Source organism: Streptacidiphilus sp. ASG 303, assembly GCF_020991365.1.
Lineage (GTDB): Bacteria > Actinomycetota > Actinomycetes > Streptomycetales > Streptomycetaceae > Peterkaempfera.
The window spans coordinates 128,438-151,468 of the sequence record NZ_JAJLRA010000007.1 but is presented as its reverse complement, the minus strand read 5'-3'; the positions used below and the strand labels follow the sequence as shown (position 1 = coordinate 151,468).

Here is a 23,031-nt window from a genome sequence, read left to right as displayed (position 1 = left end):
CGCTCGGCCGGGTGGCCCCGGCGGGCACCGCGGGGGCGGCCGGGGCCGGGCGGACCTGCCCGGCCCGGCCGTCGGGCGGTCCCGGCGGTCGGTTGTCCCGGGCGGTCCGGGCGGCCTGGGTTGTCCGGGCACCCCGGGCGGCCTGGGCGGGTCCGGGTGGTCAGGCGCCGCCGTCGTGGACGCTGAAGGCGGAGCGGCGGGCGGCGCGGGCGACCGCCGGGTCGGGGTGGGTGGCGGCGACGGCGGTCAGCACCGACGCGGCCCGCGGGTGCCCGGACTGGCGGGCCCGGGCGAAGAGCCGCACCGGGTCGCCGGCCGCGGCGGCCTCCACGTGCCCGGCGAGCAGCGCCGTGTCGGCGTGGTCCAGCACGGCGGCGCCGGTGTCCACCCACAGCCAGGCGGCGTCCTCGCGGCTGAGCACGTCGGCGGGGACCACGCCGCCCTCGTCCGACTGCTCGGCCAGCCACAGCAGGGCGTACGGGCGCAGCACCGGCTCCTCCGCGGCGGCCCGCACGGCCTGCTCGGCGGTGCCGCCCGCCACCCGCAGCGCCTCGAAGGCGAGGCCGCGCAGCAGGGCGTCGTCGCCGCGGGCGGCCTCCAGCAGCTCGGAGACGGCACGGTCGGCGGGACGGGCCGCGACCCAGGCCCGGTACTCGGCGCGGGCCGGGCCGGGCGAGTAGCGGGAGCAGGCGGTGAGGAGCTCCCGGGCGCTCTGCTCGATGTGCCCGGCGGCGGTCTGCGCGACCGTGCAGATCTCCTCCAGCTTCGCCCGCACGGCCCAGTGGCCGAGCGGGGAGAGCCGCACGGACGGCTCGGCGGCGCCGGGCTCGCGGACGACCGCGCCGACCGCGAGCAGCCCGTCGACCATCCACTCCAGGACGGCGGCGACGTCGGACGGCGCGGGGGGCGGGCTGTCGGCCTCCGGACCGTCGGCGGTGCGCGGCCCGCTGCCGCGCACGGCGGAGACGGCGGAGGCGGCGTGCGGCACCGGGGAGAGGGCGGCCAGGCCGGCGCCGGCGCCGTGGCGGCGCTCGTCCAGGCCCCGGCGCAGCAGCTCCATGAGCTCGCCGTCGGGCACCGGCCCGTCCACCAGGTGAAGGAAGGAGAGCAGCTGCGGCGCCTGGTCGACGGCCTGCCCGGCGAGGACGGCGAAGACGCCGCGCAGGGCGGCGGGCGGCACCGGGGCCAGCAGGGTCCAGGCGTCGAAGAGCGCGGCCCAGCCGCGGACCACGGCCTCGTCGTCGTGCTCCCAGGCGTGGAGGCGCCAGCCGGGTCCGGCGCCGCCGTCGCGGAGTTCGACGAGGCCGGTGAGCAGGGCCTGGCCCCAGGCCTTGGCGGCGGCGCCGACGGTCATCGCCAGGGCGCGGCCGGCGGCGCGGGCGTCCTCGGGCAGCAGCTCGCCGCGCTTGCCGACGCGGCCGAGCTCGCCGGCCCAGCGGGCGACGCGGACGGCGTCGGCCAGTATCCGGCGGGCCAGGGGGGCGAGTTCGGCGGGCACCGGGAAGCCCTCGGGGACGGGGGCGCGGGTGCGGCCCCCGGGGCGGCGGGCGGGGGCCTGGCGCCCGGGCCGGTCCGGGGGGCCGGCGACGGGGCGGCGGGGCCCGGCGGCGCCGGGGAGGCGGGTGACGGTGGCGCCGGTGCGGCGTCCGGGGGCGGACGCGCCGGGGCGCCCGGCGGGGGCGGGGGACGCGGCCGGCCGGGCCGGTCCGTCGCCGGCCGCACCGGGGCGGACGGCGGCCCGGTCGCCGGCGGCCGGTCCCCCCGCGGGTTCCGCGGCGGGGCGTTCGGGCCGGCGTGCTGGGGGAAGCGAAGCATCACGGTCGCGCGGGTTCCGAGACGTCACGCCGTGCAGTCTTCCCCGTGGACACGCCTTCTGTCACATCGCCCGCGTCGCACCGCCGCCGGGGGGCGGCGTCCCGGTAGGCAAAGGATGACGTGTAGGGACATATCAACCACTCCTGGGCGGTGTCGCGCCTGCGGACGGCCCGGCCGGGCGGACCGTGCGGGCAGGACGGGCGGGCCGGACGGGCAGACCCGGCCGACGGGGGAACCGTTCGGGCGCGCGGGACGGGCCGGGCCGCCCCTACACGAGCGGGGTGAGGAACCGGCGCAGGGCCTCCTCGTACCCGCGCGGGTCGGCGTTCCACAGGACGGCGTGCTCGGCGCCCGGCACGGTGTGCAGGGTGACCAGGTCATCGCGGGCGTCGGCCAGCCGCTGGGAGGCCCGCAGCGGCGCCGCGGTGTCGTCCGGGCCGTGCAGGACCAGGGCGGGCACCTCCAGGCCCTCGCCGCGGCCCAGCCGGGCGAACGCGTCGAGGTCCACGCCCGAGCGCCCGGCGGCGGCGCGCACGCCGAGCTCGGCGAGGGGCGAGGGCACGCCGCGCCGGACGGCCTGACCGCGGACGGTGGCGTGCCAGTCCAGGACCGGGGAGTCGAGGACCAGGCCGCGCACCGCGTCGCGCCAGGAGGAGCGGTCCGCCGCCTGCAGGCACATGGTGGCGCCGAGCGACCAGCCGTAGAGCAGGACGTGGGCGGCGCCGGCCTGCAGGGCCAGCCGGATGGCCGCCTCCACGTCGCGCCACTCGGTCTCGCCGAAGTGCCCGATGCCGTCCGGCGAGCGCGGGGCGCCCTCGTCGTTGCGGTAGGTGACCGCGAGCACCGGGAGCTTGAAGGAGTGCAGCAGCGGCAGGACGGGCAGCACCTGCTGCCGGTCGGCGCCGGGGCCGTGGACGGCGACCACCCACAGGTCGCGCACGCCGGGCAGGTACCAGGCGGGCATCGGGCCCAGCTCGCCGCGCACCCACGCCTCGGTGAAGTCCAGGCCGAGGGCGGTGCGGGGGTCCCCGGTGAGGACCCGCGGGGTGAGGGCGACGCGCTCGCCCGGGACGGGCGGGGTGCCGTCGACCCGCTCCAGGCGGCGCACGACCGTCTGCGGGGTGGTCTCCAGCACCTCCCCGACCACGGCGTGGCCGCCCGGCCACTCCAGGCCGTAGGTGCCCCGCCGGGCGGTCTCGGTCGCGCGGGTCAGCGCCACCCGGCCGGCCGCGGTGGAGTGCACCCGCAGCCCCCCGGTCCCGGCGCCCGGCCCGCGGGGGCGGACCGCCAGGTCGGACACCACGCGCCCGGCGGCCAGCGCGGCCGCTCCGGCGCCCACCGCGGTGGCGGCCGCCACGGCCGCCAGGGTTCCCCATCGCATGTCGCTCCCCGGTCTCGTGCCTCGCCGACTCCTCTTGTCGTCAGTCCACTACCCGCGGCGGGGCCCGGCCATCGGTGCGGGTTCTTCCGGACGAACGGCGGGCCGGGGCGGGAGGCCTGCGGACGGCGGGCGGCGGGCGGCGGGCGGCGGGCGGCGGGCGGCGGGCGGCGGGCGGCGGGCGGCGGGCGGCGGGCCGACGGTGTGCAGGGCGCGCTCCCGCATGCCTGCCACTGTGTCCGTTGCCCGGCCCCCGGGGCGGGGATAGCCTCCCGGCACCGGCGCGCACGGACGCGCGGCGGGCACGCAGGCAGCACGAGGCAAGGCAGGTACCCGTGGTCCCCACCGGCTCCGGTCCGCTCCGCAACGGCGGGGTCTCCTTCTGGTACTCCGAGGCCGGGCTCCCCGAGCCGCGGCCCGCCCTGCCGGGCCCGGCCGACGCCGACGTCTGCGTGGTCGGCGGCGGCTTCACCGGGCTGTGGACGGCGTACTACCTGAAGAAGGCCGACCCCGGGCTGCGGATCACCGTGCTGGAGCGCCGCTTCTGCGGGTACGGCGCCTCCGGCCGCAACGGCGGCTGGCTGTACAACGGCTTCGCCGGCCGCGGCGCCTTCGCCCGCCGGTACGGGCACGAGCGGGCGCAGGCCATGCAGCGGGCCATGGACGGGACCGTGCGGGAGGTCGTCCGGGCCGCCGCCGCGGAGGGCATCGACGCGGACGTGGCCGAGGGCGGCGTCCTGGAGGTGGCCCGCACCCCGGCGCAGCTGGCCCGGCTGGCGGCCCTCGTCGAGGAGGAGCGGGCCTTCGGGGACACGGAGCGGCTGCTCCTCACCGCGGAGGCGACGGCGGCCCGGATCCGCGTCGCGGGCGCGCTCGGCGGCACCTGGACGCCGCACGGCGCCCGGATCCAGCCCGCCAAGCTGGTCCGGGGGCTGGCGGCGGCCGTGGAGGCGCTGGGCGTGCGGATCCACGAGGGGACGCCGGTGACGGGGATCCGGCCCGCGGCGGGCGGCGCCCCGGCCCGGGCGGTCACCCCGCACGGGGCGGTGTCGGCGCGGTTCGTGCTGCGGGCCACCGAGGGCTTCACGGCCGGGCTGCACGGCGAGCGGCGCACCTGGCTGCCCATGAACTCCGCCATGGTCGCCACCGAGCCGCTCCCCGCCTCGTTCTGGGCGGAGGTCGGCTGGGAGGGCCGCGAGACACTGGGCGACCTCGCCCACGCCTACATGTACGCGCAGCGCACGGCGGACGACCGGATCGCGCTCGGCGGGCGCGGCGTGCCGTACCGGTTCGGCTCCCGCACGGACGCCGACGGCGGCACGCAGGAGCGGACCGTGCGGCAGCTCCGCCGGATCCTGGCCCGGTTCTTCCCCGCGGCGGCGGACGCCCGGATCGAGCAGGCGTGGGCGGGCGTGCTGGGGGTGCCGCGCGACTGGTGCTCCACGGTGGAGCTGGACCGCGCCTCCGGGCTCGGCTGGGCCGGCGGGTACGTCGGCAGCGGCGTCGCCACCGCCAACCTGGCCGGGCGCACCCTGCGCGACCTGGTCCTGGGCGAGGACACCGAGCTGACCCGGCTGCCCTGGGTCGGCCACACCGTGCGCCGCTGGGAGCCCGAGCCGCTGCGCTGGCTGGGCGTGCACGGCCTGTACGCCGCGTACCACGCCGCCGACCGGCAGGAGGCCGGCGGCCGGTCCTCGACCTCGCCGCTGGCCCGCGCCGCCGACCTGGTCGCCGGGCGGCACTGAGGCGGTCGGCACCGGGGCGGGCGGCACGGAGAAGGGCGGCACCGGGGCCGGGGCCCGGCCCGGGGCGCGCGGGCGTGGTCGGGCCGTCCGGACCGGGTCGGGCCGTCCGGGCGGGGTCAGGCCGTCCGGGCGGGCCCGGTGAGGACGACGCCGTCGAGGTCGGCGACGTAGCGGGGGCCGAAGGCGGTGGAGGGGGTGTGGGCGCCCGGCTTCACCTCGTCGGCGAGGAGGCGGGCCACGGCGCGCACGACGCTGTCGGCGGTGAGGTCGTAGGGGTCCGGGCAGGTCAGTGCGGCGGTGGCGGACGCCCCGGAGGGAGCGGTGGCCCGCGCCCACACCTCGGCGCGGGCCCCGGCGCGGCGGGCGGCGTCCGCGCCGGGCACCAGCCGGTCGATCACCCGTCCGGCGGCGCGGCGGACGGCGGGGCGGCGCAGCAGCGGCCCGGCGAGGGCCTGGAGGCCGCGGACGGCGGCGCCGCCGGGCAGGACGGTGTAGGTGGTGACGCCGGGGACGCCGGTGGAGTGGTACGCGGTGGAGACGTCGCCCCAGGGGATGGAGGTGACGGTGCGCGGGCCGGAGGGGAAGCCCGCGCTCAGGGTGCGCCAGCCGGCCGGTACGGGCACGATGCGGCCGCCGACGCGGGCGCGGCCGCCGAGGGCGAGGCCCTCCAGGGCGGTCTTGGCGGTGCCGGGGCTGAGGTTGCGGCCGGGCATGATGGCGAGGTCCAGGCGGTCGGCGCCCGGGACCTCGGCGGCGACCAGGGCGGCGAGGCAGTCGGTGGGCACCACGTCGAAGCCGGCACCGGGCAGCAGAACCGTTCCTGCAGCGCGGGCCTCGGCGTCGCGGGCGTGGATCCGCTCGAAGACGTCGATCTCGCCGGTGATGTCGAGGTAGTGGGTGCCGGTCGCCAGGCAGGCGTCGACCATGAGCGCGGCGGTCGTGGAGAACGGCCCGGCGCAGTGGGCGACCGCGCCGACGCCGTGGAGGGCGGCGCGCACGGCCCCGGGGTCGGCGAGGTCGAAGGCCCGGTGCTCCAGGCCGAGTTCGGCGGCGAGGGCGGCGACGGGGGCCGCGGACCGCCCGGCGAGGACCGGGCGCTGCCCGCGGGCGGCGGCGAGGTGCGCGATGAGGCGGCCGGTGTAGCCGTTGGCCCCGTACAGCATCCAGGTCGTGTCCATGCCGCACAGCATGCCGGGCGGCGGTCCGCCCGGCCACCCCGGGGGACGGCGCGGGACGGAACGGGGCCGGGGCTCCCCCGCCGGGTCCGGACGGGTCCGGACGGGTCCGGGCGGGTCCGCACACGGCGGTCCCGCCGGGCGGGGGCCGGTGCCGGCCCGCCCGGCGGGAGTCGGTGGCCCGCGCGGTGCGCTCCCGGTGCCGCCCCGGCGTCACGCCGCGGGCGGCACCGGCGGCGTCACGCCGTCGGGCGCCGCGCGGCCTCGCGGGGGAACTTCCGGGTGTCGCGCGGCTCGACGTACGGCTCCTCGTCCACCGGCAGGCCGCCCAGCACGGCGCGCTGCCGCGCCGTCTCGGCGTCGAACTCCAGGCCCAGCAGGATCGCCAGGTTGGAGATCCACAGCCACACCAGGAAGACGATCACACCGGCCAGGGTGCCGTAGGTCTTGTTGTACGAGCCGAAGTTGGCGACGTACAGCGCGAAGCCCGCCGAGGCCAGCAGCCACAGCGCCACCGCGATGAAGCCGCCGGGCGAGATCCAGCGGAAGCCCGGCTGCCGGGCGTTGGGGGCGGCCCAGTACAGCAGGGCCACCATCAGCACGACCAGCAGCACCAGCACCGGCCACTTGGCGATCGACCAGGCGGTGACGCCGGCCGAGCCGATGCCGAGCGCCTGGCCCGCCCGGTCGGCCAGCGAGCCGGTGAAGACGACGATGACCGCGCTCACGCAGAGCATCACCATGAGGACGAAGGTGACCGCGAGGCGGATCGGGAGGATCTTCCAGACCGGTCGGCCCTCGGGGATGTCGTAGACCGCGTTGGACGCGCGGATGAAGGCGGCGACGTAGCCGGAGGCCGACCAGAAGGCTCCGGCCAGGCCGACGACCGCGAGCACGCCGCCGGTGCCGGCGGTGCCGCCCAGCTGCGTGACGGCGTTCCTCAGGATGTCGCGGGCGGCGCCGGGGGCCAGCTGCTGGACGTTGTCCAGGATGCTCCGGGTCGCGGACTCGCCGACCACCCCGAGCAGCGACACCAGCACCAGCAGGCCGGGGAAGACCGCGAGGACGCCGTAGTAGGTGAGGGCGGCGGCGCGGTCGGCCAGCTCGTCGTCGGTGAACTCCTTGAGGGTGCGCCGCATCACGGCCCACCAGGAGCGGGCGCGCAGGGCGGTCAGCTCGTCGGGTGCCGCCTCCTGCACGGCCGGGGACGGGCCGACCCGGGGCGCGTCCTCCTCCTGCCGCTCCGGGGGGCCGGGCCGGGCGCCGCGGGCCTCGTCCGCGGAGGAGCGCCCCGTCCGGGCCTTGTCCGTCCGGGCCTTGTCCGTCCGGGCCTCGTCCGTACGCGACGGGCCGACGCCGGACCCTTCCGTCCCGTCCGCGCCGTCCGTCCCGTCCGCGCCGACCGGGTGTCCGCCTGTACGCCCTCTGCCCGCCACGCCCTCGTCCGGGGTCGCCGCCATGCCCTCACTCCTCCGCTCGATCGGTCGGGTCGTCCCCCGGGTACGCCCTCCGGCCCGTCCACCGGGGCACGCCCGCGTGCAGGGCCCTCACGGGCCCGCCGCTCAGTCCCCGGGCCAGCTGCCGGTGACCCGGCTCCAGCCCTCGGCGCCGCCGCGCTCGACGACGGCCCGCACGAGGCCGAAGACGGCCCCCTGGAGCGCCGCGGCGAGCAGCACCTCGCCCCAGCCGCGGTCGCGCTGCAGCGGCTCGGGGGCCTCGTCGCCGGACCCCACCCGCCCCCAGATCCGGCTGAACACCGCCGTCGCCAGAGCGCCGCCGGCCATGCCGACCACGACGCCGACCGGCTTGTAGACCACCTTCGCCTTGTTCACCGCATCCACTCCTCGCTTCCGTCCCCCGCCCCGCTCGCCTGCCCCCGCCCCCCGCCCGGCGAAACCCCGGACCCCGGGGCGGGACGCACTGCGGGACCCGCCGTCCGGAGGGGTTTGCGGGGGCGGCGGGCGGCAAGCCGCAGAGAAGGCCGCGCTGCGGGGCGTGGGGCTCCCGGAGCGGCCTACGGCCGACGGCGGCGCAGGTACGCGGCGGCCGTACGCTCCCCGAGCCCAGGCGGTACCCATGATCATCATCCTCGGACTGCTCGTCCCTCCCCTGCTGATGCTCCTTCTGCTGGGCATGTCCTGGCTGGAGGACCGGACGTTCGCCCCCGCCGCCGGCGCGCCGCGCGAGGCGGCGCCCGCCGGCCGCCCGACCTCCGTCGGGGCGCCCTCCGTGCAGGCCCCCTCGGTGCAGGCCTCCTCCGTGCAGGCGCCCTCCGTCAAGGCTCCCGGGCCGGTGCTCCGCGCCGTCCCCGGCCCGCTGCCGGGCCCGGCGGCCGTCCGGCAGGCCGCCTGACCCTCCCTCACCCGGACCCCGTCCGGCGCGGCGCCCCCACCACGGGCCCGGCCGCAGCGTGTGACCCGCCCCTCCCCCGGGCCGTGTTGACGCTGCGACCGGGCCCGTGGTGGGATCCTTGCGCCACCAACGGAGGCATGGAGAGGAAGCCGGTGCGAATCCGGCGCGGTCCCGCCACTGTCACCGGGGAGCGCCCTCGACCGATGGCCACGGCAGCCGGGAACGGCCGCTGGAAGGCCCGGGGGTGCGTCGATCCGGGAGCCAGGAGACTCTCGCCCCCGTCTCGTCGACCCGGGGCGCGGACCCCGAGTGAGGACACGCACGCCATGCAGGCAGCTCCCCCGCCCCTCCCCCCGAAGCCGACCTCCGCGCGCCTCGGCTGACCGGGGTGCGCCCGCACACCGCCTGGGCGGTGGGCGCGGCCGCCGGGTACGCCGCGGACGCGCTGCTCGCCGACCCCCGCCGCGGCCATCCCGTCGCCGCCTTCGGCTCGGCCGCCGCCGCCCTGGAGCGCCGCCTGTGGCGCGACCACCGGGGCGCCGGCACCGTCTTCACCGCCCTGTGCACCGGGGCGGTCGCCGCCGGGGCCGCCGCCGCCGACCGCGCCCTGGGCCGCGGCCCGGCGGGCCGGGCGCTGCTGGCCGCCGCCGCGACCTGGACCGTGCTGGGGGGCGCCTCCCTGGTCCGCGAGGCCCGCACGGTCGCCGCCGCCCTGGAGGCCGGCGACCTCGCGGCCGCCCGGGCCCGGCTGCCGCACCTGTGCGGCCGCGACCCACGGCACCTGGACCGCGACCAGCTGGCCCGCGCCGTGGTGGAGTCGGTCGCCGAGAACACCGCGGACGCCGTCGTCAACGCCCTCGTCTGGGGCGCGCTGGCGGGCACCCCCGGCCTGCTGGCCTTCCGCGCGGTCAACACCCTGGACGCCATGGTCGGCCACCGCTCACCGCGCCACCTGCGCTTCGGCTGGGCCTCCGCCCGCCTCGACGACGCCGCCGGGTGGCCCGGCGCGCGGCTCACCGCGCTGCTGGCGGTCGCCGCGGCGCCGCGGCCGCGCCGGGCGTGGCGGGTGTGGCGGCGCGACGGCTCGGCGCACCCGAGCCCCAACGCGGGCCAGGCCGAGGCCGCGTTCGCGGGCGCGCTCGGGGTGCGGCTCGGCGGCACCCTCGCGTACGGGAGCCGGGTGGAGCACCGCCCGGTGCTCGGCGCGGAGCTGCGGCCGCCGGCGCCCGCCGACGTCGAACGGGCCTGCCGCCTGTCGCGCCGGGTGGGGCTGCTGGCCCTGGGCACGGTCGCCGCCGCCCGGTGGACGGCGGGGGCGCTCGCGGGGAGGCGGGCGTGAGCGGGGCGCTGCTGGTCGCGGGGACGGCCTCCGACGCGGGCAAGAGCGTGGTGACGGCCGGGATCTGCCGCTGGCTGGTCCGGCAGGGGGTGCGGGTGGCGCCGTTCAAGGCGCAGAACATGTCGCTGAACTCCTTCGTGACCGCCGACGGCGCCGAGATCGGCCGCGCCCAGGCGATGCAGGCCGCCGCCGCCCGGGTGGAGCCCGAGGCGGCGATGAACCCGGTGCTGCTCAAGCCCGGCGGCGACGGCCGCAGCCAGGTGGTGCTGCTGGGCCGCCCGGTCGCCGAGGTGGGCGCGCTGGACTACCGGGAGCGCAAGCCGCTGCTGCTGGAGCAGGCCCTGGCGTGCCTGGCCGACCTGCGGCGCCGCTTCGACGTGGTCGTCTGCGAGGGGGCCGGCTCCCCCGCCGAGGTCAACCTGCGCGACCGCGACATCGCCAACATGGGCCTGGCCACCGCCGCCGGGCTGCCGGTGGTGGTCGTCGGCGACATCGACCGCGGCGGGGTCTTCGCGTCCCTGTACGGGACGCTGGCGCTGCTCTCCGCCGAGGACCAGCGGCACGTGGCGGGCTGGCTCGTCAACCGGTTCCGCGGCGACGTCCGCCTGCTGCAGCCGGGGCTGGAGATGCTGGAGCGGCTGACGTCCCGTCCGGTCCTCGGCGTGCTGCCGATGCTGTCCGGCCTGCACCTGGACGCCGAGGACTCCCTCGACCTGGACCGGGCCGCCGACCGCGGCGCCGTCGGCACCCCCGGCCCGTACGGGGCGGAGGTGCTGCGGGTCGCCGTGGTGCGCCTGCCGCGGCTGTCGAACTTCACCGACCTGGACGCGCTGGCGCAGGAGCCCGGCGTGCTGGTGCGCTGGGCGTCACGGCCGGAGGAGGTGGCCGACGCGGACCTGGTGGTGCTGCCCGGCACCCGGGCGACGGTGGCCGACCTGGCCTGGCTGCGCGAGCGGGGCCTGGCCGGCGCCGTCGTGGAGCGGGCGCGGTCCGGGCTGCCCGTGCTGGGCGTCTGCGGCGGCTTCCAGATGCTGGGGCGGCTGATCACGGACACGGTGGAGTCGCGGGCCGGGGAGGTGCCGGGGCTGGGGCTGCTGCCGGCGCGGGTGGCGTTCGCCCGGGAGAAGACGCTGGGCCGGCCGGTCGGCGAGGCGTACGGGGAGCGGGTGGAGGCGTACGAGATCCACCACGGCGTGGTCGCGGTGGAGGGCGGCGAGCCGTTCCTCGACGGCTGCCGGGCCGGGTCGGTGTGGGGGACGACCTGGCACGGCGCACTGGAGAACGACGGCTTCCGCCGCGCCTTCCTGCGGGACGTGGCGCGCCTGGCGAACCGCGCCTTCACCCCCGCCCCGGACACCTGCTTCGCCACCGCCCGCGAGGCGCGGCTGGACCGGCTCGGCGACCTGGTCGAGGAGCACGCCGACACGGACGCGCTGTGGCGGATCGTCGAGGAGGGGCTGCCCGCCGTGGCGCCGCCCTTCGTGCCGCCGGGCGCCCCGTGAGCACCGGGCCCGACCGCCCCGCCCCCGCCGCCGGCCACGGCGGCACCGCCCGCACCGCCGGACCCGCCCGCACCGCCGGACCCGCCCGCACCGCCCGGCCCGGCCGCACCGCCGACACGGCCGGCACCGCTGATCCCGCTGCGACCCGAGACCCTGGGGAGGCCGCCGTGCCCGGCGCCACCGTGCTGCTGCTGTCCACCGCGGACACCGACCTGCTGGCGGCCCGCGCCTCCGGCGCCCCGTACCGGCTCGGCAACCCGGTCCGGACGGACCCGGAGGCCGACCTTCCGGCGCTGCTCGACGGCGCCGACGTGGCGGTCGTCCGGCTGCTCGGCGGCCGCCGCGCCTGGGAGGAGGGGCTGGCCGCCGTCGCCGCCTCCGGCGTGCCCGCCGTGCTGCTGGGCGGCGAGTCGGTGCCCGACGCCGAGCTGATGGCCCTGTCGTCGCTCCCGGCGGGCGTGGTCGCCGAGGCGCTCGCGTACCTGGTGGAGGGCGGGCCGGGCAACCTCGCCGAGCTGGCCCGGTTCCTCTCCGACACGGTCCTGCTGACGGGCGAGGGCTTCGCGCCGCCGCGGCCCATGCCGCAGTACGGCGTGCACGTCCGCGCCGGTGCGGAGGGGGGCCGGAAGGGGCGGGAGGAGCAGGAGGGGCGGGAAGGACAGGGGGAGCAGGAAAGGCAGGAGGGGCGGGGGGAGCTGCCGCGGGAGGGGCGGCCCACGGTGGGCGTGCTCTTCTACCGGGCGCACGAGCTGTCCGGCAACACCGCCTTCGTCGACGTGCTCTGCGACGCGGTGGAGGCGGCGGGCGGCGAGGCGCTGCCGGTCTTCTGCGGGTCGCTGCGGAGCGCCGACCCCGGCCTGTACGGCCTGCTGGGCCGCTGCGACGCGCTGGTGGCGACCGTGCTCGCGGCGGGCGGCACGGTGGCGTCGGACGCGTCGGCGGGCGGCGCGGACGAGGCGTGGGACGTGGGGGCGCTCGCGGAGCTGGACGTGCCCGTCGTGCAGGGCCTGTGCCTGACCGGGAGCCGGGCCGCGTGGGAGGCGTCCGACGCGGCGCTGTCGCCGATGGACGCGGCGATGCAGGTGGCGATCCCGGAGTTCGACGGCCGGATCGTGGGCGTGCCGTTCTCCTTCAAGGAGGCCGGCGAGGACGGCGTCCCGGTGTACGCGGCCGACCCGGAGCGGTCCGCGCGGCTCGCCGGGATCGCCGTGCGGCAGGCCGCGCTGCGGCACCGGGCGAACGCGGACAAGCGGATCTGCCTGATGTTCACCGCCTACCCTACGAAGCACTCCCGGGTCGGCAACGCCGTCGGCCTGGACACCCCCGCCTCGGCGGTGCGGCTGCTGGACGCACTGCGCGCGGCCGGGTACACGGTCGACGGGTACCCGGACGACGGCGACGGGCTGATCCACCGTCTGATCGCGGCGGGCGGGCACGACGTGGAGTGGCTGACGGAGGAGCAGCTGCGGGCCGCGACCGCCCGGGTGCCGCTCGCCGACTACCGGGAGTGGTTCGGGGCGCTGGAGCCGGGGCTGCGGGAGGCCGTGCGGGAGCACTGGGGCGAGCCGCCGGGCTCCCTGTACGTGGACGGCGACGAGATCGTGCTCGCCTCCCTGCGGTTCGGCAACGTCGTCGTCATGATCCAGCCGCCGCGCGGCTTCGGCGAGAACCCGGTCGCGATCTACCACGACCCCGACCTGCCGCCCTCCCACCACTACCTGGCGGCCTACCGCTGGCTGGACCGCTCCTTCGGCGCCGACGCCGTCGTCCACCTGGGGAAGCACGGCACCCTGGAGTGGCTCCCCGGCAAGGGCCTCGGCCTGTCCGCCGGCTGCGCCCCGGACGCGGCCCTGGGCGACCTGCCGCTGGTCTACCCGTTCATCGTCAACGACCCCGGCGAGGGCACCCAGGCCAAGCGGCGCGGCCACGCCGTCGTCGTCGACCACCTGGTGCCGCCGATGGCCCGCGCCGACACCTACGGCGACCTGGCGAAGCTGGAGCAGCTGCTCGACGAGTACGCGCTGGTCAGCGACCTGGACCCGGCGAAGGCGCCCGCGGTGCGGGCGCAGGTCTGGGCCCTGGTGAAGGCCGCCGAGCTCCACCACGACCTGCACGTGGACGAGCAGCCGGCCGACGACGACTTCGACGCGTTCGTCATGCACGTCGACGGCTACCTGTGCGAGATCAAGGACGTGCAGATCCGCGACGGCCTGCACGTGCTGGGCGGCGGCCCGGTGGGCGCGGCCCGGGTCAACCTGGTGCTGGCCGTGCTGCGCGCCTCCCAGGTGTGGGGCGGCCGGGCCGACGCGCTGCCGGGCCTGCGGGCGGCGCTGGCGGCGGAGTTCGGCCTGGACGAGCGGGCGCTGCTGGCCGCGCCGGGCGCGGCGGTGGAGGTCCCGGCGGGGCTGGCCCGGCTGGTCGACGGCCCGGCCCGGACCGCCGCCGACACGGTCGACCTGCTGGAGCACCTGTGCCGCCGCCTCGCCGAGGGCATGGAGGAGCGCGGGTGGGCGCCGGAGGCCGCCGCCGGACTGGTCGGGGAGGTCCTGGGGCGCACGGTGCCGGACGCGGTGCGGGTGCTGGAGTTCGCCGCCGCCGAGGTGGTGCCCCGGCTGGAGCGCACCACCGACGAGATCGCCCACGTGCTGCGGGCGCTGCGCGGCGGGTACGTCCCCGCCGGGCCGTCCGGCTCGCCGACCCGCGGCCTGGTCAACGTGCTGCCGACCGGCCGCAACTTCTACTCCGTGGACCCGAAGGCCATTCCCTCCCGGCTGGCCTGGGAGGTCGGGCAGGCGCTCGCCGACTCGCTGGTGGAGCGGCACGTCCGCGACACCGGCCACGTCCCCCGGTCGGTGGGCCTGACCGTGTGGGGCACCTCCTGCATGCGCACCCAGGGCGACGACATCGCCGAGATCCTGGCCCTGCTGGGCTGCCGGCCGGTCTGGGACGACGCCTCGCGGCGGGTCACCGGCTTCGAGGTCGTCCCCGCGGAGGAGCTGGGGCGGCCCCGCATCGACGTCACCGTCCGCATCTCCGGGTTCTTCCGGGACGCCTTCCCGCACGTGGTGGCGCTGGTCGACGACGCGGTGCGGGCCGTGGCCGAGCTGGACGAGCCCGCCGACCGCAACTTCGTCCGGGCCCACGCCGACGAGGACACCGCCGCCCACGGCGACCGGCGCCGCGCCACCGCCCGCATCTTCGGCTCCAAGCCGGGCGCGTACGGCGCGGGCCTGCTGCCGCTCGTCGACGCCCGCAACTGGCGCTCCGACGCCGACCTGGCGGAGGTGTACGCGGTGTGGGGCGGCTACGCCTACGGGCGCGGCCTGGACGGGCGGGCGGCGCGCGGCGACATGGAGCGGGCGTTCCGCCGGATCGCGGTGGCGGCGAAGAACGTCGACACGCGCGAGCACGACCTCGTGGACGCCGACGACTACTTCCAGTACCACGGCGGCATGGTGGCCGTGGTCCGCCACCTGACCGGCTCCTCCCCGGAGGCGTACGTCGGCGACAGCGCCCTGCCCGACCAGGTGCGCACCCGCACCCTGGGCGAGGAGACCCGCCGGGTCTTCCGCGCCCGGGTGGTCAACCCGCGGTGGATGGGTGCCATGCGCCGCCACGGCTACAAGGGCGCCTTCGAGATGGCCGCCACCGTCGACTACCTCTTCGGCTACGACGCCACGGCGGGCGTGGTCGACGACTGGATGTACGAGCGGCTCGCCGCCGCGTACGTCTTCGACCCGGTCAACCGGGACTTCATGGAGCGGTCCAACCCCTGGGCGCTGCGGGGCATCGCCGAGCGCCTGCTGGAGGCCGCCGAGCGGCGGCTGTGGGCCGAGCCCGACCCGGGGACCCTGGACCGGCTCCGCGCGACCTACCTCGAACTCGAGGGCGACCTGGAGGGGGACGACCGATGAGCGACGCGAGGTACCCGTTCACCGCGATCGCCGGCCTGGACGACCTGCGGCTGGCGCTGCTGCTCAACGCGGTGTCCCCGGCCGTCGGCGGCGTGCTGGTGCGCGGCGAGAAGGGCACGGCCAAGTCGACGGCGGTGCGGGCGCTGGCCGCGCTGCTGCCGCCGGTCGCCGTCGTGGCGGGCTGCCGGTTCGCCTGCGACCCGGCGGCGCCGGACCCGCGGTGCCCGGACGGGCCGCACGGCCCGGGGGCGGCCGCCGAGGTGCGCCCGACGCCCCTGGTGGAGCTGCCGGTCGGCGTCTCCGAGGACCGCATCGTCGGCTCGCTCGACCTGGAGCGGGCGCTGGCCGACGGCGTGAAGGCGTACGAGCCGGGCCTGCTGGCCGCGGCCCACCGCGGCGTCCTCTACGTCGACGAGGTCAACCTGCTCCAGGACCACGTCGTGGACCTGCTGCTGGACGCCGCCGCCATGGGCCGCTCCCACGTGGAGCGGGAGGGCGTCTCCGTCCAGCACGCGGCGCGCTTCCTGCCGGTCGGCACGATGAACCCGGAGGAGGGCGAGCTGCGGCCGCAGCTGCTGGACCGCTTCGGCCTCACCGTGGAGGTGGCCGCCACCCGCGACCCGGCCGAGCGGGCCGAGGTGGTGCGGCGGCGGCTGGCGTACGACGCCGACCCGGAGGGGTTCGCCGCCCGCTGGGAGCAGGAGGAGCGGGCCCTGGCCGGGCGGATCACCGCCGCCCGGGAGCTGCTGCCGCGGGTGGTGCTGACCGACGCGGCGCTGCGCCAGGTCACGGCCGTGTGCGCCGCCTTCGAGGTGGACGGGCTGCGGGCCGACATCGTGACGGCCCGCACCGCGGTCGCGCTGGCCGCCTGGGCGGGCCGCACCCGGGTGGCCGCCGAGGACGTCCGCACCGCCGCCCGGCTGGCGCTCCCGCACCGGCGCCGCCGCAACCCCTTCGACGCGCCGGGGCTGGACGAGGAGAGGCTCGACGAGACCCTGCGGCAGCACGCAGACGGGGACGACGAGCCGGACCCGGACCCCGACGGGCCCGGCGGACCGGGCGGCGGACCTGACGGGCCGGACGGGTCGGGCGGCGGGCCGGACGGGCCGGTCGGCGGGTCGGACGGCGGACCTGGCGGCGGGGAGCGGGACGGCGGCCCGCAGGACGGGGCGCCCGCGGAGTCCCCGGCCGGCGCCTCCGCCCTCGGCGGCACCCCCGCCGGGGCCGGCACCCCCGCCGAGGGCGGGCGGGGCCCGGGCCACGCCCCGCGGGAGGCGTCCCCCGCCCCCGCCGGGGAGCCCTACCGCACCCGGGTGCTGCGCGTGCCCGGCCTGGGCCGGGGGACGCAGGGCCGCCGCTCCCGCGCCGAGACCGGCGGCGGCCGCACCGTGCGGGCCCGGCGGCCCGCCGGGCCGCTCGCCGGCCTGCACCTGGACGCGACGCTGCGGGCCGCCGCCCCGCACCAGCGCGCCCGGGGCCGCACCGGCACGGCCCTGGTGCTGCGCCGCGGCGACCTGCGGGAGCCGGTGCGCGAGGGCCGGGAGTCCAACCTCGTCCTCTTCGTGCTGGACGCCTCCGGCTCCATGGCGGCCCGGCAGCGGACGGCCGCCGTCAGGGGCGCCGTGCTCTCCCTCCTGACCGACGCCTACCAGCGCCGCGACAAGGTCGGCCTGGTGGTCTTCCGGGGCTCCGGGGCCGAGCTGGCACTGCCGCCGACCTCGTCGGTGGAGGCGGGTGCGGCGCGGCTGGAGGCGCTGCCGACCGGCGGCCGCACCCCGCTGGCGGCCGGGCTGCTGCGCGCCCGCGAGGTGCTGCGGCTGGAGCGCCTGCGCGACCCGAGGCGGCGCCCGCTGCTGGTCGTGGTCACCGACGGCCGCGCCACCGGCGGCGCCGACCCGCTGGGCGACGCCCTCCGGGCCGCCGGGCTGCTGGCGGCGCAGGGCACCGCGGCCGTGGTGCTGGACTGCGAGTCCGGGCCGGTGCGGCTCGGGCTGGCGGCGGTGGTCGCCGCGGCCCTGGGCGCGCCCGTCGTGGCCCTGGAGGAGCTGCGGGCCGAGGGCGTGGCCGCCCTGGTCCGCTCGGCCCGCGCCGCCTCCGCCGGACTGCCCGCCTCCCCCGGCCGGACCGGGCTCCCCGACCTCCCCACCCCTCCGAGCAGGAAGGCGGCCTGAGACGATGCCGCAGGGACAGCCGTCCGCCGTGCCCGACGACGGGATGACGACCCGTCAGCGCCGCACCCTCCCCGTCCTCGCCGTCCACACCGGCCCCGGCAAGGGCAAGTCCACCGCCGCGTTCGGCCTGGCGCTGCGCGCCTGGAACCAGGGATGGCCCATCGGGGTGTTCCAGTTCGTCAAGTCCGCCAAGTGGCGGGTGGGCGAGGAGCGCGCCCTGCGTGTCCTCGGCGCCTCCGGCGAGGGCGGCCCGGTCGCGTGGCACAAGATGGGCGAGGGCTGGTCCTGGGTGCAGCGCGACCCGGGGTCGAGCGAGGAGGCCGCCCGGGAGGGCTGGGCGCAGGTCCGGCGGGACCTGGCCGCGCAGACCTACCGGCTGTACGTGCTGGACGAGTTCACCTACCCCCTGCACTGGGGGTGGATCGACACCGAGGAGGTGGTCCGCGTGCTGCACGGCCGTCCGGGCTCACAGCACGTCGTCGTCACCGGCCGGCACGCCCCGCAGGCGCTGCTGGACGCCGCCGACCTGGTCACCGAGATGGCGAAGGTCAGGCACCCCATGGACGCGGGCCGCAAGGGCCAGCCCGGCATCGAGTGGTGACCGCGGAGCCGTGGACGTCCCCCGCATCGTCGTCGCCGCCCCGGCCTCCGGGTCGGGCAAGACCACCGTCGCCACCGGCCTGATGGCCGCGCTCGCCGCGCGCGGCCTGGCCGTCTCCCCGCACAAGGCCGGCCCGGACTACATCGACCCCGGCTACCACGCCCTGGCCACCGGGCGGCCCGGCCGCAACCTGGACGCCTTCCTGTGCGGGCCGGAGCGGATCGCCCCGCTGCTCCTGCACGGCGCCGCCGGGGCCGACGTCGCCGTGGTCGAGGGGGTGATGGGGCTCTTCGACGGCGCGGCGGGCCACGGCGAGCTGGCCTCCACCGCGCATGTCGCCAAGCTGCTGCGGGCCCCGGTGGTGCTGGTGGTGGACGCCTCCGCGCAGAGCCGGTCGGTGGCGGCGCTGGTGCACGGCTTCGCCTCCTGGGACCCGGAGGTGCGCCTCGGCGGGGTGGTCCTCAACCGGGTGGCCTCCGACCGGCACGAGGAGCTGCTGCGGGAGGCCCTGGAGGAGGGCTCGGGGGTGCCGGTGCTGGGCGCGGTGCGGCGCAGCGGCGCGGTGGCGACGCCCTCGCGGCACCTCGGCCTGGTCCCGGCCGCCGAGCGGGACGCGGAGGCGGTGCGCGCGGTGCGGGACATGGGCGCCCTGGTCGCCGCCGGGGTGGACCTGGACGCGGTGCTGGCGCTGGCCCGGTCCGCCCCGCCGCTGCCCGACGCGCCGTGGGACCCGGCGGCGGAGACCGCGGCGGCGGGCGGCCCGGTCGCCGGGCGGCCCCGGATCGCGCTGGCCGGCGGCGCGGCGTTCTCGTTCTCGTACGCGGAGAACGCGGAGCTGCTGGCCGCCGCCGGGGCGGAGGTGGTGCCCGTGGACCCGCTGCGCGACGAGGCGCTGCCGGAGGGCACCGCGGGCCTGGTGGTCGGAGGGGGCTTCCCCGAGGTGTACGCGGCGGAGCTGTCGGCCAACGGGCCGCTGCGGCGGGCCGTGGCGGCGCTGGCCGCGTCGGGGGCGCCGGTGGCGGCGGAGTGCGCGGGGCTGCTGTACCTCGCCCGGTCGCTGGACGGGCTGCCGATGTGCGGCGTGCTGGACGCCGAGGCGCGGATGGGCGGAAGGCTGGTGCTGGGCTACCGGGAGGCGGTGGCGCTGGGCGACGGGCCGCTGGCGGAGACGGGGACGCGGGTGCGGGGGCACGAGTTCCACCGCACGGTCTGCACGCCGGCGGCCGGGCCCTCCCCCGCCTGGGGGTGGCGGACCCGGTCCGGGCCGTCCACCGAGGGGTTCACCGGGCCCTCGGTGCACGCCTCCTACCTCCACCTGCACTGGGCGGGGGTGCCCGGCGCGGCGCTGCGGCTGGCCCGGCACGCGGCGGCCCGCCCGGCGCACGGGCCCGGCTGAGGGCCTGCGGCGGGGCGGCGGACCGGTCCGTCCCCGCCGAGGGGCCGGCCCGCGCCGCCGGACGGGCCGCCGGCCCGCCTCAGTGGCGGCGGGGGGCGGCGGCGGCGGGGGGCGGCGCCGTGGTGACCTGACCGGGGGCGGGGGCCGCGTGGACCTCCTTGCGCAGCGGCCGGGCGTGCAGGGGCGGCGGCGCGGGGGGACCGCCCGCGACGGGCACGGGGCCGGCCGTGTTGCGGGTCAGCCACTCCAGGGCGGTGGGCAGCATCGCCTGCCACACCGAGGTGTTGTGGCCGCCGCGGGCGACGGTGAGCGTGGTCCCGTGGGCGGGGAGGGACAGCTGCGCCAGCAGCGCCCGGCCGTCGGCGACCGTCCGGCCGTCCTGGAGGCTGCCCGCCATCAGCAGGGCGATGTCGGGCTGCACGGCCATGCGCCGCAGGCGCAGCAGCGGGCTGTTGGCGGCGCGCAGCGCCGGGTCGCGGACGACGAAGGGCGACTCGGGGGCGTTGTAGCCGGAGAGGCTGACCGCGGCGTGGAAGACGCCGGGGTGCTTGACGGTGAGGTCGACCGCGCAGTAGGCGCCCGCGGAGTACCCCATCACGGCCCAGTGCCGGGGGCCGTGGGCGGCGCGCAGGCTGTGCTCGACCAGCCAGGGGACGTCCTTCGACAGCCAGGTGTCGACCCTGGGCCCGTGCGGGACGTCCACGCACCCGGTGTCCTTGGTGCCGGTGTAGTTCATGGTGGCCGAGACGAGGATGAACGGGCGGGCCCGCTGGGCGGCGATCAGGCCGGCGAGCGTGCGGTCGGCGGCCATGGCCCCGAACCAGGTGCGCGGCGAACCGGGCTGGCCGGGCAGCAGTTCGACGACCGGGAAGGCCGTGTTCCGGTAGGCGGGCTCGCGGTACTGCGGCGGCAGCCACACGTACAGCTCGCCGCGCAGGCGGGAGCGCGGCCCGACCGCCGTCGCCGCCATCACGTCGCGGGTGAACGGGCCGAAGGTCAGGACCGGGCGCGGCCCGCCCGGCCGTCCGGCGAGGGAGGCGGGCAGGGGCCGGCCGCCGCCGTCCGGGCCGAGGGCGACCTGGTTGCCGTTGTTGCCGAGGAGGTCGTCCCAGTTCTCGTAGAAGGCGTAGGTGTTGTTCAGCCACACCAGGGCGACCAGGACGGCCGCGGCCTGGTTGAGCAGGAGCAGGCCGAGTCTGCCGCCGTGGCGGACGGCCCGTGGTCCCGGTATCCGGTTCCACGTGGCCAGGACCAGCGCGGTGAGCAGCACCAGCACCGCCGTGATGAGCGCGAGGAACGCCCCGCTCGTCAGCTCCATCCCCACAGGCCCTTCCGGCGGAGGCCCCCGCCGTCCTTCGACGTACCGGTTCGGGGCCGCGCCTGAGGAGAGGACGCCCGAGGGGGCATCCGGGTTCCGACCGGGAGGAACGGGACACCCGGACGGGTTACCGGATTCACCCGTGCGGCCCAACCGCCCGTCAACCCCCCGCACCCCCGGGACCCCGCGCACGCTGGGCTTCCGCGCCGCCCGGCGGCCCCGGTGCGGATCGCGGGCGCCCCCGCCCGGCGGGCCCCGGTGTGCCGCACGTCACGCGCCCGGCCGGGCGGCGCGGCGGGCCGCGGTGCGGGCGGCGGGGGCGCTGTTGACCGGGCGGGCGGGGCGTGATGGGATTCCCGGGCCACACACGGCGGCAATGACGAGGAAGTCCGGTGCGAATCCGGCGCGGTCCCGCCACTGTCACCGGGGAGTGCCCCCGACCCCGCGGTCCGTCCGCGGGAGCCGGCCACGGCCGCGAACGCGCGGCTGGAAGGCCCGGGGGTGCGTCGATCCGGGAGCCAGGAGACTCCGGCCGCCGTCACGTCGACCGGGGCGAGGACCCCGAGTGAGGACTCCGCCATGCGTGTTCCGCATGCCGCCGCGCAGCGGCCCCCCGCGCCCGGACGCACCCCGGGCTCCCCCCTCCCCGCGGGGCACCTCCCCGCGGCACGGCGGCCCGCCGCCCCCTCCCCCGTCGGCCCGCGCCGGTGAGCCCCCGCCTGGTCGGGGTGGGCATGGGGCCGGGCGACCCGGAGCTGGTCACCGTCAAGGGCGTGCGCGTGCTGCGCGAGGCCCGGTACGTGGTGGTGCCGGTCATGGACGGCGGCGGCGCGGGCCGCGCCGAGGCCACCGTGCTCCACCACACCGGCCCGGAGAAGGTCGTCCGGGTGGTCTTCGCCCTGAACGAGCGCGAGGACCGCGCCCGCCGCGAGGCGGCCTGGGACGCCGCCGGGGAGCGCGTCGCCGCCCTGCTGCGCGCGGCCGGCGACGGCGGCACCGTCGCCTTCGCCACCCTCGGCGACCCCGGCGTCTACTCCACCTTCACCTACCTGGCCCTGACGGTGCGGCAGGCCGTGCCCGGCACGGTCGTGGAGACCGTCCCCGGGATCACCGCCATGCAGGACCTCGCCGCGCGCAGCGGCACCGTCCTGGCCGAGGGGGCCGAGCCGCTGACGCTGGTGCCGGTCACCGCGGGCGCCGCCGTGCTGCGGCAGGCCCTGGCGGGGACCGGCACGGTGGTGGCCTACAAGTTCGGCCGGGTCGCGGACGAGGTGGCGGCGGTGCTGCGGGAGACCGGGCGCACGGACGGCGCCGTGTGGGGGTCCTCGCTCGGACTGCCGGGCGAGTCGATCCGCCCGGCCGCCGAGCTCGGCTCCGGCCCGCAGCCGTACCTCTCCACCCTGATCTGCCCCGCCCGCCGCGGCACCCGGGGAGGGAAGCTGTGAGCGCGCAGGACGGGACGGCGGGGGCGGCGGCCGGACGGACCGGCGGGAAGGTGGTCTTCGTGGGCGCCGGGCCGGGCGCCGCGGACCTGCTGACCTTCCGGGCCGCCCGGGCGATCGCCGCGGCCGACGTGGTGGTGTGGGCGGCGAGCCTGGTGCAGGAGGAGGTGCTGGAGCACGCCCGCGGGGACGCCCGGATCGTGGACTCCTCGCTGGTGCCCATGGAGGACGTCCTCGCCGTGTACGGGGAGGCCGCCCGCGACAGCCTGCGGGTGGCCCGGATCCACTCCGGCGACCCGTCGCTGTGGGGCGCCGTCCAGGAGCAGCTGGAGCGGTGCCGGGCGCTGGGCCTGGAGACGGAGGTCGTGCCCGGCGTGTCGTCCTTCTCGGCGGCGGCGGCGGCCGTGCAGCGGGAGCTGACGGTCCCGGAGGTCGCCCAGTCGGTCGTCCTCACCCGGCTCGGCGGCGGGAGGACCCCGATGCCGCCCGGCGAGGAGGTGCGGGAGTTCGCCCGGCACGGCACCACCATGGCCGTCTTCCTGTCGGCGGCCCGCAGCGGGCAGCTGGCGGCCGAGCTGCGGGAGGGCGGGTACGCCGAGGACACCCCCGTGGTGGTCGCCCACCAGGTGACCTGGCCCGAGGAGCTGGTGGTGCACTGCACGGTCGGCACCCTGGAGGCCACCGTCAAAGCGCACCGGCTGTGGAAGCACACCCTGTTCCTGGTGGGTCCGGCCCTCGCCGCCGAGGGCACCCGCTCGCACCTCTACCACCCCGGGCACTTCCACACCTTCCGCCGGGCCGACCGGCGGGCGCGGCGCGCGCTGCGCGCCGGGGGCACGGGCGCCCCGCCGCCGTCCGACGGCTGACCGCCCCTCCCCCCTGA

Annotated in this window: 16 protein-coding genes and 2 riboswitches; of the genes, 10 read left to right on the top strand and 6 right to left on the bottom strand. The window is 78.8% G+C overall.

Going from position 1 to position 23,031, the window contains the following annotated elements; all coding sequences use genetic code 11:
• Positions 1–160: 160 nt before the first annotated feature.
• Together LO771_RS12395 and LO771_RS12390 are read right to left on the bottom strand one after the other, a co-directional pair.
• Complete coding sequence (locus tag LO771_RS12395; protein WP_230651354.1) at positions 161–1,498, bottom strand: hypothetical protein; 1,338 nt, start codon at positions 1,496–1,498, stop codon at positions 161–163.
• 585 nt (positions 1,499–2,083) lie between these two features.
• A complete protein-coding gene (locus tag LO771_RS12390; protein WP_230651351.1) occupies positions 2,084–3,196 on the bottom strand; it encodes an alpha/beta hydrolase in 1,113 nt (370 codons plus the stop codon).
• A gap of 332 nt (positions 3,197–3,528) precedes the next feature.
• Here LO771_RS12390 and LO771_RS12385 point away from each other — a divergent pair, with 332 nt between their 5' ends.
• A complete protein-coding gene (locus tag LO771_RS12385; protein WP_230651348.1) occupies positions 3,529–4,938 on the top strand; it encodes an FAD-binding oxidoreductase in 1,410 nt (469 codons plus the stop codon).
• Positions 4,939–5,054: 116 nt separating this feature from the next.
• Here LO771_RS12385 and LO771_RS12380 read toward each other — a convergent pair whose 3' ends face one another.
• The 3 genes from LO771_RS12380 to LO771_RS12370 form a co-directional block, all read right to left on the bottom strand.
• Positions 5,055–6,116, bottom strand: a complete 1,062-nt coding sequence (locus LO771_RS12380; RefSeq protein WP_230651345.1) for a trans-acting enoyl reductase family protein — start codon at positions 6,114–6,116, stop codon at positions 5,055–5,057.
• 236 nt (positions 6,117–6,352) lie between these two features.
• Positions 6,353–7,573: a YihY/virulence factor BrkB family protein gene (locus LO771_RS12375; protein WP_230651342.1), complete on the bottom strand. Its 1,221-nt coding sequence runs from the start codon at positions 7,571–7,573 to the stop codon at positions 6,353–6,355.
• 102 nt (positions 7,574–7,675) lie between these two features.
• Complete coding sequence (locus tag LO771_RS12370; RefSeq protein ID WP_230651340.1) at positions 7,676–7,945, bottom strand: DUF4235 domain-containing protein; 270 nt, start codon at positions 7,943–7,945, stop codon at positions 7,676–7,678.
• 244 nt (positions 7,946–8,189) lie between these two features.
• Here LO771_RS12370 and LO771_RS12365 point away from each other — a divergent pair, with 244 nt between their 5' ends.
• The 7 genes from LO771_RS12365 to LO771_RS12335 all read left to right on the top strand — a co-directional run bounded on the left by LO771_RS12365 (position 8,190) and on the right by LO771_RS12335 (position 19,388).
• On the top strand, positions 8,190–8,465 hold the full coding sequence (locus LO771_RS12365; RefSeq protein ID WP_230651338.1) for a hypothetical protein: 276 nt from the start codon (positions 8,190–8,192) through the stop codon (positions 8,463–8,465).
• Positions 8,466–8,606: 141 nt separating this feature from the next.
• A riboswitch (cobalamin riboswitch) is annotated at positions 8,607–8,737 on the top strand.
• Positions 8,738–8,853: 116 nt separating this feature from the next.
• Complete coding sequence (locus tag LO771_RS12360) at positions 8,854–9,804, top strand: cobalamin biosynthesis protein (protein WP_230651335.1); 951 nt, start codon at positions 8,854–8,856, stop codon at positions 9,802–9,804.
• Positions 9,801–11,306 carry a cobyric acid synthase gene (locus tag LO771_RS12355; RefSeq protein WP_230651332.1) on the top strand — a complete coding sequence of 502 codons (1,506 nt, stop codon included), beginning with the start codon at positions 9,801–9,803 and terminating at the stop codon, positions 11,304–11,306. The genes LO771_RS12360 and LO771_RS12355 overlap by 4 nt, the downstream gene beginning before the upstream one ends.
• A 191-nt stretch (positions 11,307–11,497) precedes the next feature.
• Positions 11,498–15,220, top strand: a complete 3,723-nt coding sequence (gene cobN, locus LO771_RS12350) for a cobaltochelatase subunit CobN (protein WP_230651639.1) — start codon at positions 11,498–11,500, stop codon at positions 15,218–15,220.
• A complete protein-coding gene (locus LO771_RS12345) occupies positions 15,217–17,391 on the top strand; it encodes a putative cobaltochelatase (RefSeq protein ID WP_230651328.1) in 2,175 nt (724 codons plus the stop codon). The genes cobN and LO771_RS12345 overlap by 4 nt, the downstream gene beginning before the upstream one ends.
• Positions 17,392–17,395: 4 nt before the next feature.
• On the top strand, positions 17,396–17,992 hold the full coding sequence (cobO, locus tag LO771_RS12340; protein WP_230651324.1) for a cob(I)yrinic acid a,c-diamide adenosyltransferase: 597 nt from the start codon (positions 17,396–17,398) through the stop codon (positions 17,990–17,992).
• Between the two features lie 10 nt (positions 17,993–18,002).
• Positions 18,003–19,388 (top strand): cobyrinate a,c-diamide synthase, encoded by a 1,386-nt coding sequence (locus tag LO771_RS12335; protein ID WP_230651321.1) that lies wholly within the window; start codon positions 18,003–18,005, stop codon positions 19,386–19,388.
• A gap of 79 nt (positions 19,389–19,467) precedes the next feature.
• On the opposite strand, the gene LO771_RS12330 is transcribed toward LO771_RS12335, so the two are convergent.
• The gene (locus LO771_RS12330; protein WP_230651318.1) at positions 19,468–20,706 is read right to left on the bottom strand and encodes an esterase family protein; all 1,239 of its coding nucleotides are present in this window, start codon (positions 20,704–20,706) and stop codon (positions 19,468–19,470) included.
• Positions 20,707–21,085: 379 nt separating this feature from the next.
• Positions 21,086–21,235, top strand: a riboswitch (cobalamin riboswitch).
• 178 nt (positions 21,236–21,413) lie between these two features.
• On the opposite strand from LO771_RS12330, the gene cobI reads away from it, so the two are divergent.
• Positions 21,414–22,151, top strand: coding sequence for a precorrin-2 C(20)-methyltransferase (cobI, locus tag LO771_RS12325; protein WP_230651315.1), 738 nt, complete (start codon positions 21,414–21,416; stop codon positions 22,149–22,151).
• The gene (gene cobM, locus LO771_RS12320) at positions 22,148–23,014 is read left to right on the top strand and encodes a precorrin-4 C(11)-methyltransferase (protein ID WP_230651312.1); all 867 of its coding nucleotides are present in this window, start codon (positions 22,148–22,150) and stop codon (positions 23,012–23,014) included. Before cobI ends, cobM begins: the two co-directional genes overlap by 4 nt.
• Positions 23,015–23,031: the final 17 nt, after the last annotated feature.